Origin of the sequence: Nostoc sp., assembly GCF_036917515.1 — a bacterium.
Classification (GTDB): Bacteria; Cyanobacteriota; Cyanobacteriia; order Cyanobacteriales; family Nostocaceae; genus Nostoc.
This window is the reverse complement of record NZ_JBALDE010000046.1, coordinates 26032-42054: the sequence shown is the minus strand read 5'-3', so window position 1 is coordinate 42054 and position 16023 is coordinate 26032. Positions and strand designations below refer to the sequence as shown.

The window sequence follows — 16023 nt, the reverse complement described above, 5'->3', positions numbered from 1 at the left end:
ATCACAGGAGTAAGGTTTCATTCTACAGGCACTTAGACGTTGATATACTCCATCATCCCATACTGTATTGCACTCAAGCAGGAACTGCTATATATCCTCAGCCGAAGCAATTTAAGCCAGAGCGTTTTTTGGAACGACAATTTACTTCTTCTGAGTATTTGCCCTTTGGCGGTGGGAACCGTCGCTGTATTGGGATGGCATTTGCCCTGTTTGAGATGAAGGTGGTTTTGGCAACAGTGCTGTCTCGCTGGCAGATAGAATTAGCTGATAGCAAATCAGTGCAGCCAGCACGTAAGGGCGCGCTGTTGGGGCCAAAAGGGGGTGTACAGATGATGGTGACTGGGAGGCGTGAGCAAAATCAACGACTACTTGAGACGACTGTAGTATAGAAAGTCTGAAATAATATGAGATCGGGTGGGAGCGATGCCTACGGCGGTAAACTACGCATTGTATCTCTGGAGGCGTGTAACATTAATAGTTGCCTCCAAAGCAGGTCTTAACTAAACTAATTCTGGCAACCGAACCAGAATTTTAACATGCTCAGGCTTTTTGGGAGCGATGGCGACCTCAGCTTCTAGAATGTCTGATTGCTTTTGCAAAAAACCTATGTTCAAAAGAAAAGCCTTAACTTGCTCGTTTCGTGAACTTGAACTGTAAGGAGCAATAATTTTAGTTAAATTCTTTTGAGTAGCAAAGTCAAAAATACTTCTTAAAAAGGATTGCTCTACTCCACGTCCCAAAGCACGACAGCTGATTAGGAAGGTATCTATAAACAAACATCCGTCGTTCTGTTGAAGAATTGCTACACCAACAAGACCATAATCACCAAAGCGGTCTTTAAGATTTAGTACCAGAATGGAACAAGATTTCTGAATTTCTTGAATTTCTGCTCTGGAAGAAGTTCTGAATTATTGGGAATCTTAGTATCTTGGATAGGACTAGTTTCGACGCTCAAACTATCAGGAAAATCATTTTCTGTATAGGTAGTAATTATTTGCTCAATTGAATTGCAAGAATTCAGTTTTAAAATATCTTCAGCAGAAACACGAATTGAAAATTGGTCATATAATGCAGCGGTAATTGACATCGTTGCCAGAGAATCCCATTTTAATCAGTTTCATCATAAATGCATATATCTTCGCTCCACAAAATAATACAAAAAATACATACAGTAAATCCCTCTGTTGTAGGTTGTAAAAATAACTTAAAAATGCCATTATTCCAGTTTCAAGAATTTATTTAAAGCTGATACCATACTGGGCGGCCAACGGCGGATATTTGTTACCCAGTTGATGTCCTTATAACGGCTATCAAGTCCATAAGCTGCTACCCAGTTACTTTCGGCTTCACCTTGTTCTCCATTTACCCAATAGGCAGCTGTCAGGGCGGCACGCATATCAGCAAACTTAGGATATTTACGGACAATATTCCGCATTTCACGGATTGCTTGGTCTTTTTGACCAGTTTCATAAAGAGCGAGGGCGTAGTTAGCACGGGCGAAGGCAAAATTTGGGGCTATCTCATTAGATTTTTTGTAGTCTGCGATCGCCAAATCCCATTTTCCCAAACCTGCTGTGGCATTACCGCGATTGTTATACGCCATCGCATCATTAGGATCGAGTTCTAGAACACGATTATAATCTGCGATCGCATCTTTCCATTTTCCCAACCCTTCTAACGCCGCACCTCGATTCAAATATGGATCAGTGACATTCGGCGCTAGTTCTATGGCTTTGTTATAATCTGCCAGCGCCTCTTGCAATTTATTCTGACTCACCCGCGAATTTCCCCGATTACTCCACGCCCCAGCATTGGTAGGAAATTGCTCAATAATCTTTGTCCAGTAAGTTTCAGCCCTAGCAAAATCACCTTGATTCGTCGCAATAAACGCTTGATTTGCCCACTCATCACCTTGTTTTAACTGTTCTTGAGTAATGGGCGGTTGAGATTGTGCCATAACTGGTGTACCCCAGCCAAACACAAGTAACAGACTGAGAAAAATACCAATCAACTTAATCATCTAGGTTTACCTGTGTCTATCTTGAACGTGTGGAGTGGGGAGTGGAAAAAGAGGCAGGGGAGCAGCGGGAGATGAGAAGATAAGGGAGACAAGGGAGAATTATTGAATAAATCTCTCCCTTGTCTTCCTCCTTTTGCTTGTCTCCCTTGTCTCTTCTCAATGCTCAATCCCCCATGCCTCATGCCCACTTCCCATAATTACAATAATGACAACTGTTCATTAGGCGGCGTAAACCCCAAATGCTTGTATGCTGCTTTTGTTGCCATCCTCCCACGATGAGTTCGAGTTAAATACCCAATTTGCATGAGGTAAGGTTCGTACACCTCTTCAATTGTTTGAGTATCTTCACCCGTCGCTGCTGCCATTGTTTCTAACCCCACTGGGCCACCATTAAATTGTTCAATTATTACACTTAGCATCTGGCGGTCTGTCCAATCTAAACCGCAGGGATCTACTTGAAATAGTTGCAATGCTTCAGATGCAACGTTTTCATTAATCTCACCAGATAGTTTAACCTCCGCATAATCACGTACTCTTTTAAGTAGTCTATTTGCAATACGTGGTGTTCCGCGTGACCGACGGGCAATTTCTGTAGCGCCATCTTCTGTAACGGGGGTTTTGAGTAACTGAGCAGTTCGCACTACAATTTTGGTTAGTTCGTTAACTTCGTAAAATCGCAGTTTTTGAATCAAACCAAAGCGATCGCGCAATGGTGAAGTTAAAGCACCCACACGAGTTGTAGCCCCTACTAAGGTAAATTTTGATAGTGGCAAACTTCTGATGCGAGCGCTAGAACCCTTACCAATGGTAATATCTAAGCGATAATCTTCCATTGCTGGATAGAGAATTTCCTCCGTCATTCGCGAGAGGCGATGAATTTCATCCACAAATAAGATATCCCCTGGCTTGAGATTTACCAATAGCCCAACAATATCTCGTGGACGTTCTAAGGCTGGCGCACTAGTAATTTTGTAATTTACCCCCATTTCCGACGCTAAAATCATTGCCATTGTGGTTTTGCCCAATCCCGGCGGCCCATACAGCAGCAAGTGATCCAGTACCTCACCACGAGACTTAGCTGCTTTAATGGCAATATCTAGCACATCCTTTAAATCTTTTTGCCCAATGTAATCAGCAAATCGGTGTGGTCGAATACCTTCTTCTTGCTGTTGCTCATCAATAGCAGCTTCAGGCTGCAAAATATTTTCTCTAGATTGTGCTTCCGCCGACTCTCGACGCTGCTTTGGTTCTCCGTTAGGTTCTGGAGGCTGTTTTTTCGAGGAGATTATCGCCATAATTCAGCTATCTACTTTTAAGGGACTAGGGACTGGGAACTGGGGACTGGGGAGTGGGGATGAGGGAGCACAGGGGACAAGGGGGAGAATAAAGAATTACCTCTTTCCCCTCTGCTCCCTGCTCCCTGCCCCTCTGCCTCTTCCCCATGCCCAATACTTATGAAAATTTTCGTTTGAGAATACCCGCGCCAATTTAAAATTTAAATTTCGGTCAATTATCCAGAAGTACAAAAGTTATTATGCTATCTAAAAGAATCTTACCGTGCCTAGATGTGAAGGCGGGACGGGTTGTAAAAGGAGTTAACTTTGTCAATCTCCAAGATGCAGGCGATCCGGTAGAGCTGGCCAAGGTTTACAACGAAGCCGGTGCTGATGAGTTAGTATTTCTGGATATTACAGCTACTCATGAAGACCGAGTGACAATTTTAGATGTGGTCTACCGCACTGCTGAACAGGTCTTTATTCCATTGACTGTAGGTGGTGGGATTCAATCCTTAGAAAATGTTAAAGCTTTGTTACGAGCGGGCGCAGATAAGGTTAGTATTAATTCTGCGGCAGTGCGGGAACCAGACTTGATTAATCGGGCAAGCGATCGCTTTGGTAATCAGTGCATAGTTGTTGCTATTGATGCCAGACGCAGAAATAACCTGGATTTTCCAGGTTGGGATGTGTATGTGCGGGGTGGCAGAGAAAATACAGGCTTAGATGCTCTATTGTGGGCACAAGAAGTTGAAAAACGGGGGGCAGGAGAACTGCTAGTTACAAGTATGGATGCTGATGGAACCCAAGCTGGGTATGACATTGAGATTACACGGGCAATTGCCGATGCTGTAGAAATTCCAGTTATTGCTTCTGGTGGTGCAGGTAATTGTGAACATATCTACACTGCCCTAACTGAAGGCAAAGCTGAAGCTGCATTACTCGCGTCACTGCTACATTACGGACAATTAAGCGTAGCAGAAATTAAAAGTTACTTGCGCGATCGCAACGTGCCAGTCAGAACATTCTGTTGATCCACCATTTCTCATTTAATGACATCTATCTAAGGTTAGACACACTTGCCGAAAAGGATGTTAAGATTATTTTACAAGTATTAACAAATATTAAGAAAAATGTTGCTTCCTATTTTACTTTTTGATGTAGCCCTAGTAGCGTGGTCGCTGCATTTAATGGAAAAAGCTTACGCAAGTAAAGAATTTTCTCTAATGTTGGCTGGTACATTGGTTGCTCTGGCTGCTGCTGCCATGTTAGTAGTTTACTTTTTGATGGGGCATTGTATGACCTATTTGTTGCAAGTAACCTAGAGAGTGCTAAGTGCGAAAGGAGGTATTTAAAATTTGGTTTCTAGAAAAAGTTTGACATAGTAATAATTAAGTGATTATACATAATTTATTTTAAGGGTTTATAGTGCAGTTGGTAGCACAACTGTACATTTACAAATTAGATGTCGCAATTGATTTCGGCGTTTGAGTCAGGATTATGAGTTTTAGACAGAGCTAAAAAGTTAAGTGAAGCAATGATTGATGGCTGATTGATTCGTCTGATGGTAAAGTGAATGGCACCTTAAGCTTTTATTGACGAATCAGCTCTCAGGAAATATCTGGATAACCAAACCTTATTTATGCATCACTTTTTGAGTTTTACTTTGTAAAGTAATTCATCTTTAATACGGTTAAGAATTGAAGTTTCATCCAAGTTTGCCAAAATCCGATTAATCACTGCTTTTGGCCCATCAGGCCCCCAAGTTGCGCCATTGGCTAAATAAACTTTGGTCACTTGTCCAATTCCGTAAGAAGAAACACCAGCTACTCCTCCTTGGGTGATTGCTACCGATATATAAGGGCCTAGGGCAATACCACCCGTAGCTGTTGCAGAGATTCCAAGTAAAGTTTTTAATCCACTCAAGCCTAAATTTGCTAATAATTCACTAGCACCGATGCCGCCCATACTCAGGGCGATTTTTTGTAGCAATTGTACAGCCCCAGCTTCCGTCATGGAGAAGCCATAGAGTTTAGATAAACCTAAAATCAGAGCAATATCAATTACTACACTACTGAGAATATCTACCACAGTTACGGGATTAAGTGCGATCGCTAATGCCTTAGTCATCACAGCTTTCCAAATCAACTGATTGGCATTCTGTTCCCGAATTATCAGTTTTCGTTCTATCAACTGCTCATTTACAATGTCGGCATAAAGCATAGTATTGAGGGCAACCAAGGCTTTACCCTCACGATGCAGAATTTCCAATATTTTCAGCTTCAGTTCCTCGACTTGGGCATTTCCTGTACGTAACTGTATGCCCTTCGTACCATCAGGGCGACGAATCGCCGTCTTCACCAATGGCGATGCCGCAGCCATGACAATTTCTAGAGGAGTGAGTAATTCCCGCACCCTTTCATCCCGGATTTTATGATAAATTGCCATCCGATCTGCTTCTGGATACTGATCTACTTTGTTAAACACCAGAATGATCGGTTTACCTGCTTCCCGCAACTGAGAAAGGGCAGTGTATTCTAACTTTGTCATATCACCAGAGATCACAAATAGAATCAAATCTGCTTGTTTGGCAATCTGTTCGGCTAAGGCGGCGCGGGTTGCACCATCTACTTCATCTAACCCGGGAGTATCAATTAATTCCACCTGAGATTGACCTACACTAGGGAGAGTGACACGCAAAGCACGTTCACTTTCCCCAATCGCCTCCTCGCTAATACTCCAATTAACTCTTTGTGCAACACGGGTGACACCGTGCAGCGGTCCAGTTTCAAATACCGTTTGCCCAACCAAAGCATTGAGTAGCGAAGACTTACCACGTCCCACCATGCCAAAAGCTGCAATCTGCACCACCATGCGGTCTAACTTTCCCAGCATGGTTTCCAACTCAGCAATTTCCGTCTCTAACCCAGTTTTTTCTTGGGGAGTAAGATCGAGATTGGCTACTAAGTTTCGCAACGCTGTTTGTGCTTGTTTATAGTTCAGTTCCGTCTGAATGTCTTCAAAACTGAAAATAGCAGTATCCAATTCTTCCTCCCAGCTGAGAGAATTTGCGTCAGTGTTAGCAGAGTCGCTTTGATGAGGTTCAGGCACGGGCAATGTCGAAGTCATATTAATTTTAGATTTGGGATTTTTAAATTAGCCCTGTCTCTTATCCTAGTTATTTTTAACAGAGGTTTGGGTATTAAGACTGGGGACTGGGCTTTTCTTCAATCTCTAATACCTAATGACTAATGACAAATGACCAATGACCAATGACTAATGACTAACAAAAAGTCATAAACTGAAAAATGCATCTAATATAACGCGTTAGGATCTTGACTAAATTACCTGTGCGGAAAATCGTTATTGCCGGCAACTGGAAAATGTTCAAAACCCAGGCAGAAACCCAGGAGTTTTTACAAGGATTTCTGCCCCACTTAGAAGAAACCCCCCAAGGGCGAGAAGTGGTATTGTGCTCTCCGTTCACTGATTTAAGCGTTTTGTCTAAGAGTTTGCATGGTAGCGTCATCCACCTGGGGGCACAAAATGTCCACTGGGAAGAATTTGGAGCTTATACGGGTGAGATTTCTGCCCCAATGCTCGCAGAAATTGGTGTGCGCTTTGTAATTGTTGGTCATAGCGAACGACGGCAATACTTTTGTGAAACGGACGCCACCGTTAATCTACGCCTCAGAACTGCCCAAAGGTTTGGTTTGACCCCAATTCTCTGTGTTGGTGAAACTAAACAACAACGAGATGCGGGAGAAACTGAATCACTGATTACTCTCCAACTCGACAAGGGGTTGGTGGATATTGATCAGGAAAATTTGGTGATTGCCTACGAACCAATTTGGGCGATTGGTACTGGTGATACGTGTGAAGTAACGGAGGCGAATCGGATAATTGGCTTAATTCGTAGTCAGTTGAGTAATCCGAATGTATCAATCCAATATGGCGGCTCAGTCAAGCCGAATAATATTGATGAGATCATGGCTCAACCAGAAATTGATGGTGTTTTAGTAGGAGGAGCAAGTCTAGAACCTGAGAGTTTCGCTCGGATTGTGAATTTTCAGTCAGTGTGATGTGCCTTTTTCTCATTCCCATGCTCTGCATGGGAATGCCTTATGTAAATTTATGCCAAGGAACTTGATAATTCGAGGACGCTGTTTCGATTGGGGACAGCGGACTTATTTAATGGGCATTTTAAATGTAACGCCCGATAGCTTTAGTGATGGGGGTGAATTTAACACTTCCTCTACCGCTTTAGTTCAGGCGCAAGCACTGGTGGCTAGTGGTGCTGACATCATCGATGTGGGCGGTCAATCAACTCGACCAGGGGCAAAGCAAATAACTCTGAGGGAGGAACTTGACCGGGTACTATCGGTATTACAGGTGCTAAGACCAGAGATTTCAGTTCCGATTTCTGTAGATACAACCCGTGCTGCTGTAGCCCAGGCATCTGTAGAAGCTGGAGCAGATATTATTAATGATATTTCTGGCGGTACTTTTGACTCAGAAATGTTGGCAACAGTCGCAGAGTTAGGTGTGCCGATGATTTTAATGCACATCCGGGGAACACCACAGACAATGCAACAACAGACTGATTATCAAGATTTGCTCGGTGAGATTTCTAGTTTTTTGGCTCGGCAAATTCAGGCAGCAACTACTGCGGGCATTGACCTGGATAAAATTATTATCGATCCTGGTATTGGTTTTGCTAAAAACTATAAGCAAAATTTAGAAATTTTTCGCGGCTTGCGATCGCTCGCCTCACTCAACTGCCCTATCTTAGTAGGAGCATCTCGTAAAAGTTTCATTGGTCGGATTTTAAATCAACCAGATCCCAAAGCACGAGTTTGGGGAACGGCAGCAGCTTGTTGTGCTGCTATTTTTAATGGCGCTGATATCCTCCGAGTTCACGATGTTCAAGAAATGCGTGATGTTTCACTAGTAGCTGATGCCCTATTGAGACAAGCCGCACAAGGTGATTGTTAAGTATTACCGTTTTCGTATTTGCCGTTACCTTCTTGATTTTCTCCTGGGTGGGCTATCAACTCCTGAAACATTTCACTTGAGTTAGCTGGGTCTACAAAGACAATTTTGGCATTACTGCTTTCGCCAAGTTTTTGGCTGGCATCTACGTAATCTTGAGCTACAAGATACCGCAGAATGTCCCTACTGTCGGGATTGGAACGTAGAGCTTGAGAAATGATTTGCACTGAAGCCATAGTTCCTTCTGCTTTTTTTATAGCAGCTTCCTTTTCCCCTTCTGCTTCGGTAATCAGTGCCCGTTTTTTGATGACGGCGGCTTGTTCCTCTTCTCTAGATTTTCGGACACTCTCAGGTAGAGTAATTCTCTGAATATCTAACCGGAGTATATCAACTCCCCAATCTGCCGTTACACTATTCAACTGGTCTAAGATCGCTGAGTCCATCTCCGATCTAGAGACGTTGGTCTGCTCTAGAGTATTCTGAGCAATGATTTCTCGCAGCGTGGTTGTGGTTATCTGTGTCAATGACCCTTGCAGATCCTCAATCGCGTAAAAGCTTCTCTCAATATCTCGAATCCGCCAGTATACAATAGCATCCACTTCTACGTAAATATTGTCTTGGGTGATCACATTCTGAGGTTTGATGTCTAAAAACTGCTCTCGTGTAGTATCTTCCATCACAATCTGATCGACCAAGGGAACAATAAAGTTTAGCCCCGGTTTAAGTTTCCGATGATACCGTCCTAAGCGTTCGACTAGGGCTTCATTTCCTTGATTAATCAGTTTTGCAGAACCTAAGGCATAACCTATAAGGGCTAAAACTATAGCAATAATTGGCTCCATTTATGCTCCTATTCAGCTTTGGGGAGAATTTAATGTCAAAGATATGCTACTAGCTTGTCATATCTTTGAGTTTAATGTTTTGAGTCTGTAATTTTATCAACACCAGTAGCGATGTCGAGTCACTGCAAGTTTTGTACATATTCTGTAAGTAAGACTGTTTTGCAGAATGCGTAGAAGCTCTGCTTCTTGTCGTCAGACATCGCTATTAAAGCACCTTGATAAAACCCTGGCAAGGACTAATTAATGTAATCAACATTACTTGTACTAGCATTTTCAGACAGCCGGAATTTTTATTAAGTATATTTACGTAAGCTGAATTAGTTATAGGTAAATTTTTGCATGATTTCAAAAACACCACTATAATCGGATAAAAATTGGCTTCAGCTATTAAAAATATCAAAATATTATGGGCAGGTTGTTAATCAAACTTATAGGTTTAATTCTACTTTTGACAGGATTATACTTTTTTGGTCAAAACATCATATTTGTTAGCGGTTACTATTCATATTTTTATCGTAGCTTACCTGCTACAGCTTCAGTTTTGGCAACGATGATAGGTATATTTGCATTAGTCTTTTTTCAAAGAGAAACTGGTAATTTGGGATGGATTTTTCTAGGCATTGGCATAGTATTAATTTTCTTAAGCGGTGGAGTTATTTTAAAGCCAACTAGCTTATGGAATTTCATAATTGCTTTTACCGCATTAGCATCTGGATATAAATTACTAAATGAGGGCAGAATCAACTTTTAAAATCTGTAAATATAGTCATATTGGCTCATCTACCTTAGTAACTAAGATTACATTATTCGCTAGTTGATAGTACAGCCAGAAAAGTTTATATAATATTCCCATCTTCTCTATTGCTTCTGAGAGTGCATTAGGGCACTTAGATTAACTTTTAATTAAGTAGCGATTTCACGAGACAGAAGTACACATAACCCGCTTCAACCGTATGAATACCCCTTAATCATGACTTGAACTCAAAGGGATTTTACTAAGGTTGAGGGTAATATTAGAATGGAAACTATTGATGATGAGGAAAAGGGAAGAATGACCCAGGTGGTTCTAGGAGAGAACGAAGGAATAGACTCAGCTTTGCGTCGGTTTAAACGCCAGGTTTCCAAAGCTGGGATATTAGCTGATGTGAAATATCATCGACACTTTGAAACACCGATAGAAAAACGCAAACGTAAGGCAGTGGCAGCTAGACGCACAAGACGTTTTAAATAAACCTATTTGGTGTAATATCGGTGTTGCTTGAGGTAGGTTATGACTGAAAACAGGCAATAGCAAAAGCGCCATTATTCTATACAAACATTAAGCAAAATCTGCTGCACCGCTAATTAGGTGTAAATCAGTTGTTTTTCTTATACGCAGAGCGCGTGAGAGGCTTTATCTTGGTTAGATAGAGTAAGCTAAAATCGCTGCCTATCAACCAAAATAAGCGCCTTTAAACATCAGTTAACTTTCTTTAATAAGCTGATAGGACAGTATTCATCCAGCCCTAAGACTCAGAATTATTAATGGTGCGGCTATTACAAACATTCATTGCCTTTTCTACTCCCTGTTTGAGACTTAGTTCAATACACTCAACTACGAACTGAAGTACAAGAGACATCTGTTGATTCTCGGCAGCGGAAAATCGCCCTAATACATGGGAGATAGCACCGGAATCATCGTTATTAGCTGCATCTTTGGGTTTACCAATACCGATTCGCAAACGGGGAAAGTTTTGGCTACTAAGATGTGCGATCGCACTTTTCATGCCGTTGTGTCCCCCAGCCGAACCAGATAAACGCAAACGAGTTTTTCCCAAGGGCAAATCCATATCGTCATAAATTACCAACACTGACTCAGGCGGCAATTTATACCAACTTGTCACCGCTTGTATTGCTTGTCCTGAGCGATTCATATAAGTTAACGGCTTTAGCAAGCGGATCTTACCTCCACTTGGGGCGATACCCTCGCCATACTCACCTTGAAACTTGCGGTTTTCTGTTAAGGAAATGCGCCAAGAACGGGAGAGATTTTCTACAGCAGCAAAGCCGATATTATGGCGTGTTTGGTCATACTTAGCTTCTGGATTCCCTAACCCGACGATTAGTTGTGGAATTACCAAAGCTGGTTGCGTAACAGCTTCTGTCATTTTGTCTACAGTCAATTGATATGCGACATCCTAGCTAGGTTGGGAAGAACTAGCGGTATCCTGCTCAGATTTAGCAGGGTGGATTTGCTTAGGTTCCAATTCAGCAGTAGTCTTTACAGTTTCTTCTAACTGTTCTGCTTCTTTTTGAAACTCGCTTTGAAATTCCTTGGAAGCTTCTTGAAAACTACGAATTGTTTTGCCCACACTCCGACCAATCTCTGGCAGCTTCTTTGGGCCAAAGATTAACAGCGCCACTACCATAATTACAGCCATTTCCGGCAGACCGATACCAAATATATTCATTTTTTATCTCCGATAAACTCTAAAACCACTACATAAACTCACATATTTATGTAGTCTACTCAATAATCGCCTATTATAGAAAGCGATATCGTCCCATAAGCAAGTGATGCTTTAAGTAAGTCAGCGCTAATATTTCCAGCTATCTTAAGAAATTTAAATATAGGTGCATTATCGCGCAGTGCAACGCACCGCCAAAAATTTTACGTCTGCCTTAATATATTTCTTCTGTAGGGTTAAGTAACTGTTTGGTTGTAACACTTACATAAGTCTTTTGAATAACTAATAATTCTTTCATTGAAATTAAAAAATCTTAATATTTGTGCCAAAAAATTCGAGTCTCCATAAGGCGACAAAAAAGGAAAAAAGAACAAGAGCGGAGGGCAAAAGAGGAAAAGTATAAAGGGCTACTGAAGAATCCTCCCAACCGTACAAACAACACGAAAACCAACAAGGGTGTTGATGCCGTCACGCACCGCCCTAACGTTGAGGTTGCGGGACGCAGAACGGCAGAAACTAGGATTGATGATCAAGGAACCGCCCCGCAGCACGGCATTTTCTTGTTTTTGAGAAAGGTTATTATCGTCAAACCAAGCACTGCCATCTGTTGGCGCTCCTTCATAGTTATTGTGCCAATCATCAAGACACCATTCCCATACGTTTCCGTGCATATCGTATAACCCAAAGGCGTTAGCTACTTCAAAACTGCCTATTTCTGTTGTTTGTTCTCGATATATTCCTTTCACACCAGCACCGTAAGTATAGTTAGCATCGTAGTTAGCTAACTCTGATGTAATTGTTTCGCCAAAATGAAATGGTGTTATTGTTCCGGCTCTACAGGCATATTCCCATTCCACTTCAGTGGGAAGACGGTAGCTTTTACCTGTGTGGTGGGAAAGACGATCGCAAAATTCCACCGCTTCAAACCAAGATACTCCCTCAACTGGTAGATTTTCTCCTTTAAAATAGGATGGGTCAGGCTGCAATTTGCAGTTTACTTGGGGGAGAGATGTGACTGCTTGCCATTGTACTTGGGTGACTGGGTACTTGCCTATAAAAAAGGGTTGAACCTTTACTTTATGTTGAGGTTTTTCAAAGTCATATCCTTCCCCTTGGGGTGAACCCATCATGAATGTACCACCAGGGATGGCAACCATATCGAGGGTGATGTCCAGTATGCCACTGAGAGAGGGGCTTTGTAGAGTTTCGGTGAAGTATTGGGCAAGTTTTGTTTCTCGTTCGATGATTTCGCCGCGATGGTTGACGGTGATGCTTTCAAACTCAAAGGACTCTAGATCGTCACTTTCTCGTCCCAAAGATTGAACATCTTTAAATACTTCTCTAGAAGAAAAAGCAGCGATCGCATTTCTCACCAAATCTTCTCCTACTTGATCCTGATTTCTTTCGGCTGCTAGTAAAGCCAAATCCAATCTAACCAAAGGGTCTTGATTCGCTTCAATCCAACGCCAATAAGGACTTAATGAAGCTGTTATCCTCGCACTGCGGCAGATTTTATCTGAACTCATTTCATGCTCATAACCCCATTCAATAAACAACATTAAGTTTGAGTTTTCTTGCAGAAGCAACTCTTGCCCCTTCTTCTCATCTCTATTGCCTAAAAGCTTGAGAATTGTATCACAGAAATTGCCATTATAAAAATCCAAAACTTGAGGAGCAAGATAGTCAATTCCTCTTCCTTTTTGCAATTTACTTTCTGCGTAAGTACGGGCAGGTTCGGGTAAAGTTACTCTCCAATCAGATGCAGTAGAAGACTTTTCTGCCATTGAAAACTTGAGTAATTCCATTAAAGCCTTATTTCCACTTCTGCCCCGAATAGCCATAGCTAAATCCCGACTCAACCCACTAGGAAAAAAAGCTAATAAAGGAAATATATCTTGCCCTTCTACTGATAACATTTCAAAGGAGCGCTCTAAAGTTATCCGCAGACTTCTTTCTTTTCTTTGTTCAGGAGAATAATCATCAAGAATTTCTAATGGTTCAATGTCCAAATCTTCACACAGCATCTTGAGAGTACATTGAGTTTCTGCCATATAAGATGCTGCTAGTTTAATGGGTAAGGGATAGCCATCAAGAAACTTTACTAAAAGATTAAAATCTGACGCCAAATCATCATTATCTCCCCATGTTGCTTCTAATAGTGCATACTTTTTAAATATCTGTCTCGTTTCTGAAGCTCCCATGCTATAAACTTCTTGTTGACGGCAATCAATATCCCTTACTAAAGAATCACGACAAGTTAACAACAGTCTTAAATTAGGACACTGTTCTAAAAGTGAGTTCAAAAGTTCAATTAGTTCATTAGATTCTTTTTCAATCAATCTATCCAAATCATCGAGAATCAGAAACAATCGACTATTCCTTAACTCTTTCTCTAAAGCAAAACTCCTTAATTCAAGACTCTGTGTAACTTTGGTAATTAGCGTTCCTACAGAATCAGTATCGCGCAAACTAATAAACCAAACTCCATCCTTATAGCGATCGCGCTCATGTAACCACTGAGCAATGGCATAAGCTAAGGCAGTTTTACCTATTCCTCCCATACCATGAAGGGCAATACAACGTTTATCCGACTCTACTAGTTCTTTAATTACCTGATGTATTTCTTGCCTGCGTCCGACAAAGTTTGGATCTTTACGGGGAATATTAGTATTTAACCACTGGGGATAGATAACCTGGTGAGAATCGGCTGGTTCGATAATCAGCGATTGATTATGGTCAGTTTGGGGTAACAATCGAAATTTGAAGGCTTCATCGAAATTAACTCCTTGCTGAAAAGTCTGAGAGTTAAATAGTTTTCTTAATTTATCATCAAGTTTAACTGCATTACGACTCACTAAAAAACTATTCGCAACTGAATCTTGATTGAATAATGCCTGATAAAGTCGTCGAGAAAAACATCGGGCTGCAACATCTAGAATTTTATCTTCAGCGTTAACCGCGATTACATGAGACACTGCTGCATTTACAAAAGCTTGAGCTAACTTTTCAGAATGACAGGCATTCAGTAATGCTAATTGACAGGGTGGCTGGTTTTGATTTGATAAGGCGATCGCCAGTTCTTCTTCACTAAAAGAACGAGTAATTCCCACTTCATCTTCTAACACCAAAGCTGTACTATCCCGATCTGTCATTCCATGACCAATAAAATGAATAATCAGTGGTTTGACACGATGAGACAACACATCTTGTAGAGTCTGTGAGGTGGCTACTTTAACCACTATTTCCACTGCTATAGGGTGAGATATATCCTCTAACACCAAAGCAATGGCATCAATTTCTTCCTGGAGCAATAAATTCTCTACTGGCGATAATTCTTCAGTCAGCAGAGGGGCTGAAAACAAGATGAGAATTTGATTACTGAACGAATTATCTTGTTTAGTAACTTTTTCTACCCCTGGACTAAGAGGAATTTTTTCAGCTACTTTTGAGACAGCCATTCTTCTATTTCTTTATCAGTAGCGGTGCGTAAATCCAGTGGAGGACGTTTTGGATGTTCTAACCTGCCTTTTGGTTCTGTTCCTTTTTCTCGCAATTTTCGCCGCCAATTATTGATTGCCTTAGCAACTTTGATACTATACTCTATTAAATTGGCTGTTGCTGCTACTCCTCCAATTACTGTAGCCACAAAAACTATATCATCTGCACCTACTATCCGACTTGGTGACTTTTGCATATTGATTGAATTCATCCCCAGCAATGTTTCTAATGACTCTATTTCATCTAAGGGCAGTTGGGATGAAATCACTATGCTACAGAGAGGAATTTCGCTCATTTACACCTCTAAAAGTTTTATTTTTTGATCATCAATAGTATTTGCAGTTCGTATTTAAAAGCTAGATTAACTTTTAATTTTGTTTGACTAAGTAATACTTAGTGATATTGTAGTACGACATTTTTTCTTTTGGCAGATGTTTTGCTTCTACCCCACTTGTGTCACTCTGGGGAGAAAAAAATAAATGTAGGTTGAGTTGAACGAACGCGAACAGCGTCCCGTAGGGAACTGCAACCCAACATTCTCAAGAGTTTGTTGGGTTCCGTTCCTCAAACGCCACTTGCTTCAAGCCAGGAAACCCGCCCAACGCAGTGACTCCCCAACCTACACCTGCTGAATTATTGTTCAATAGCAAATCACAACTCACAAAAAAACCCGGAAGAACCGGGTGTAACTTAACTTGTTATCTAAACTCGCTCGCTGTGTATGTGTTAGCGTCCTAAACTGCGCCAATCGACAAATACATCCTGAACCAACAGTGATTTATTGTAAAGTTGCAGAATAATCAGCAGAAACACGAAAAATAGCGCCATAAAAACAGCCATCACAGGGGTAGTACCCCAACCTGGAGCCACTTTCCCATACTCAGAGTTCAGTGGTTTCAGGATATCTCCCAACCTAGTCCTTTGTGCCATAGTTCACCTAAGATTACTTG

Annotated in this window: 18 protein-coding genes; 7 read left to right on the top strand and 11 right to left on the bottom strand. The window is 41.4% G+C overall.

The features are described from left to right. Nucleotides 1–389, top strand: a 389-nt coding sequence (locus V7K89_RS05700; protein WP_335185151.1) for a cytochrome P450, incomplete at its 5' end; no start/stop codon positions are given. Nucleotides 390–500: 111 nt separating this feature from the next. Here the strand turns inward: V7K89_RS05700 and V7K89_RS05695 are convergent. The 4 genes from V7K89_RS05695 to ruvB form a co-directional block, all read right to left on the bottom strand. Continuing rightward, the gene (locus tag V7K89_RS05695) at nt 501–776 is read right to left on the bottom strand and encodes a hypothetical protein (protein WP_335185149.1); all 276 of its coding nucleotides are present in this window, start codon (nt 774–776) and stop codon (nt 501–503) included. 68 nt (nt 777–844) lie between these two features. Beyond that, the gene (locus V7K89_RS05690; protein ID WP_335185147.1) at nt 845–1087 is read right to left on the bottom strand and encodes a hypothetical protein; all 243 of its coding nucleotides are present in this window, start codon (nt 1085–1087) and stop codon (nt 845–847) included. A gap of 129 nt (nt 1088–1216) precedes the next feature. Further along, nucleotides 1217–2020 carry a tetratricopeptide repeat protein gene (locus V7K89_RS05685; protein ID WP_335185145.1) on the bottom strand — a complete coding sequence of 268 codons (804 nt, stop codon included), beginning with the start codon at nt 2018–2020 and terminating at the stop codon, nt 1217–1219. A gap of 197 nt (nt 2021–2217) precedes the next feature. Beyond that, nucleotides 2218–3315 (bottom strand): Holliday junction branch migration DNA helicase RuvB, encoded by a 1098-nt coding sequence (gene ruvB / locus V7K89_RS05680; protein WP_335185143.1) that lies wholly within the window; start codon nt 3313–3315, stop codon nt 2218–2220. Nucleotides 3316–3554: 239 nt separating this feature from the next. Here ruvB and hisF point away from each other — a divergent pair, with 239 nt between their 5' ends. Together hisF and V7K89_RS05670 are read left to right on the top strand one after the other, a co-directional pair. Continuing rightward, complete coding sequence (gene hisF, locus V7K89_RS05675) at nt 3555–4328, top strand: imidazole glycerol phosphate synthase subunit HisF (RefSeq protein ID WP_335185141.1); 774 nt, start codon at nt 3555–3557, stop codon at nt 4326–4328. Nucleotides 4329–4427: 99 nt separating this feature from the next. After that, entirely contained in the window at nt 4428–4619 is a 192-nt protein-coding gene (locus tag V7K89_RS05670; RefSeq protein ID WP_335185140.1) for a hypothetical protein, read from the top strand. A gap of 322 nt (nt 4620–4941) precedes the next feature. Here the strand turns inward: V7K89_RS05670 and V7K89_RS05665 are convergent, their stop codons facing one another. After that, nucleotides 4942–6423 carry a GTP-binding protein gene (locus tag V7K89_RS05665; RefSeq protein ID WP_335185138.1) on the bottom strand — a complete coding sequence of 494 codons (1482 nt, stop codon included), beginning with the start codon at nt 6421–6423 and terminating at the stop codon, nt 4942–4944. 221 nt (nt 6424–6644) lie between these two features. Here V7K89_RS05665 and tpiA point away from each other — a divergent pair, with 221 nt between their 5' ends. Further along, nucleotides 6645–7376, top strand: coding sequence for a triose-phosphate isomerase (gene tpiA / locus V7K89_RS05660; RefSeq protein ID WP_335185153.1), 732 nt, complete (start codon nt 6645–6647; stop codon nt 7374–7376). A 52-nt stretch (nt 7377–7428) separates the two neighbouring features. Continuing rightward, the gene (gene folP / locus V7K89_RS05655) at nt 7429–8289 is read left to right on the top strand and encodes a dihydropteroate synthase (RefSeq protein WP_335185136.1); all 861 of its coding nucleotides are present in this window, start codon (nt 7429–7431) and stop codon (nt 8287–8289) included. Here the strand turns inward: folP and V7K89_RS05650 are convergent. Beyond that, on the bottom strand, nt 8286–9128 hold the full coding sequence (locus V7K89_RS05650; RefSeq protein ID WP_335185134.1) for an SPFH domain-containing protein: 843 nt from the start codon (nt 9126–9128) through the stop codon (nt 8286–8288). The genes folP and V7K89_RS05650 overlap by 4 nt on opposite strands. A 406-nt stretch (nt 9129–9534) precedes the next feature. Here V7K89_RS05650 and V7K89_RS05645 point away from each other — a divergent pair, with 406 nt between their 5' ends. Both V7K89_RS05645 and rpsU read left to right on the top strand, forming a co-directional pair. Next, entirely contained in the window at nt 9535–9879 is a 345-nt protein-coding gene (locus tag V7K89_RS05645; RefSeq protein WP_335185132.1) for a hypothetical protein, read from the top strand. Nucleotides 9880–10179: 300 nt separating this feature from the next. After that, on the top strand, nt 10180–10359 hold the full coding sequence (gene rpsU / locus V7K89_RS05640) for a 30S ribosomal protein S21 (RefSeq protein WP_069073049.1): 180 nt from the start codon (nt 10180–10182) through the stop codon (nt 10357–10359). Nucleotides 10360–10633: 274 nt separating this feature from the next. Here rpsU and pth read toward each other — a convergent pair whose 3' ends face one another. From pth to psbH, 5 genes are all read right to left on the bottom strand, one after another. Continuing rightward, nucleotides 10634–11275, bottom strand: a complete 642-nt coding sequence (pth, locus tag V7K89_RS05635; RefSeq protein ID WP_335185130.1) for an aminoacyl-tRNA hydrolase — start codon at nt 11273–11275, stop codon at nt 10634–10636. Between the two features lie 30 nt (nt 11276–11305). Further along, nucleotides 11306–11578: a TatA/E family twin arginine-targeting protein translocase gene (locus V7K89_RS05630; RefSeq protein WP_334913718.1), complete on the bottom strand. Its 273-nt coding sequence runs from the start codon at nt 11576–11578 to the stop codon at nt 11306–11308. A gap of 404 nt (nt 11579–11982) precedes the next feature. Then, on the bottom strand, nt 11983–15033 hold the full coding sequence (locus V7K89_RS05625; RefSeq protein ID WP_335185128.1) for an SUMF1/EgtB/PvdO family nonheme iron enzyme: 3051 nt from the start codon (nt 15031–15033) through the stop codon (nt 11983–11985). Then, on the bottom strand, nt 15015–15368 hold the full coding sequence (locus V7K89_RS05620) for a hypothetical protein (protein ID WP_335185126.1): 354 nt from the start codon (nt 15366–15368) through the stop codon (nt 15015–15017). The genes V7K89_RS05625 and V7K89_RS05620 overlap by 19 nt, the downstream gene beginning before the upstream one ends. A gap of 431 nt (nt 15369–15799) precedes the next feature. Beyond that, nucleotides 15800–16003, bottom strand: coding sequence for a photosystem II reaction center phosphoprotein PsbH (psbH, locus tag V7K89_RS05615; protein WP_094348882.1), 204 nt, complete (start codon nt 16001–16003; stop codon nt 15800–15802). Between the last annotated feature and the right edge of the window lie 20 nt (nt 16004–16023).